This window comes from Faecalicoccus acidiformans (genome assembly GCF_014202635.1).
In the GTDB taxonomy this organism is placed as follows: domain Bacteria; phylum Bacillota_I; class Bacilli_A; order Erysipelotrichales; family Erysipelotrichaceae; genus Faecalicoccus; species Faecalicoccus acidiformans.
In genome coordinates this window covers 1-1,729 of sequence record NZ_JACHHD010000029.1, presented here as the reverse complement: position 1 = coordinate 1,729, position 1,729 = coordinate 1, and the positions used below count along the sequence as shown (strand labels likewise).

2 protein-coding genes are annotated in these 1,729 nt (G+C 38.5%); both read left to right on the top strand.

The features are described 5' to 3' along the window. Positions 1-89: 89 nt before the first annotated feature. Positions 90-1,127 (top strand): IS1595-like element ISSag10 family transposase, encoded by a 1,038-nt coding sequence (locus HNQ43_RS09050; RefSeq protein WP_058962567.1) that lies wholly within the window; start codon positions 90-92, stop codon positions 1,125-1,127. 23 nt (positions 1,128-1,150) lie between these two features. Next, positions 1,151-1,645, top strand: a complete 495-nt coding sequence (lnu(C), locus tag HNQ43_RS09045; RefSeq protein WP_058962568.1) for a lincosamide nucleotidyltransferase Lnu(C) — start codon at positions 1,151-1,153, stop codon at positions 1,643-1,645. Positions 1,646-1,729: the final 84 nt, after the last annotated feature.

The window sequence follows — 1,729 nt, the reverse complement described above, 5'->3', positions numbered from 1 at the left end:
AGGCTCTGTCACAACAAATGGTTGATTTTTGACGAGAAATAGCGTATAACAATAGTAAGAAACAGTACCACCGAAGGAGGTAATTGGATATGCCTACTATCAAAGACGCATTAGATATTATCGGTAAGTTGACTGTCGCAGAGCAGGAAAGCCTTAAAACAATGCTTTTAAGTCCTGCCTTTGTAAAGTCTTTGAATATTGAAGATTTCGTAGCAAAGGAACGCTTTGCAAATGGTCGTGTATGCCCTCTTTGTGGCTGTATCCATGTGGTTCGCAATGGTCATCGTAAAGATGGCACACAGCGATATGTATGTAAGGATTGTGGCAAGTCCTTCGTGATTGCTACGAACTCCATTGTGTCTGGTACAAGAAAAGACTTGTCCGTGTGGGAGCAGTACATTGATTGTATGATGAATGGCTTATCCATTCGTAAGACTGCTGTTGCTTGTGGGATTCACAGAAACACCGCATTCCTTTGGAGACACAAGATTTTGGATGCACTTCAGAATATGGCAGACGATGTTACCCTTGACGGCATTATTGAGGCTGACGAAACTTTTTTCGCCATCTCGTACAAGGGCAATCATAGCAAGAGTAAGACATTTGCTATGCCACGCAAGGCTCATAAGCGTGGTCATTCTACACATATCAGAGGCTTGTCCCAAGAAAAGGTATGTGTTCCTTGTGCGGTTAATAGGAATGGCTTGTCTATCTCCAAGATTACGAATACTGGTAGAGTTTCTACAATAGATTTACATCATATTTATGATGGTAGGATTAAGACCAATTCCACTCTTGTTACGGACAAGATGAACTCCTATGTGAGATTTACAAATGCCAATGGCATTGACCTTGTGCAGTTAAAGACTGGCAAAGCCAAGAAAGGCATTTATAATATCCAACATATCAATAGCTACCATAGCCAGCTAAAGAGGTTTATGCGTGGCTTTAACGGTGTTTCTACCAAGTATCTGAACAACTATCTTGTGTGGAATAACCTTGTAAATTACGCCAAAGAAAGCGACATGGAGAAAAGGAACATCTTCTTAACTTTCGTTTTGGCAACATTGAAAACTGCTAAATGCAGAGATTTATCAAACAGACCAGCAGTTCCTCTGGTCGCCTAATTAGAATTTGTGGAGATGATAAGATGGTCAATATAACAGATGTAAAACAGATTCTTCAATTTGCAATAGATGCGGAGATTAAAGTCTTTCTTGATGGTGGCTGGGGTGTAGATGCTCTTCTTGGATATCAGTCAAGAGCCCATAATGATATTGACATTTTTGTAGAAAAGATCGATTATCAGAACTTTATAGAAATAATGAAAGCTAATGGCTTTTATGAGATTAAGATGGAATATACAACATTGAACCATACTGTATGGGAAGATTTGAAAAACAGAATTATTGATTTGCATTGTTTTGAATATACGGACGAAGGTGAAATTCTTTATGATGGGGATTGTTTTCCGGTAGAAACTTTTTCGGGTAAAGGAAGAATTGAGGAAATAGAGGTTTCCTGTATTGAACCATATAGTCAAGTAATGTTCCATCTGGGATACGAGTTTGATGAAAATGATGCACATGATGTGAAGTTATTGTGTGAGACACTTCATATCGAAATTCCAAATGAGTATAGATAACTGCAAATAACAGTTTGTAGGGGAGTTCTGATACTCCCCTATAAAAATGGCTATTTATCAACTGTTTGTTGTGACATAGCCTTT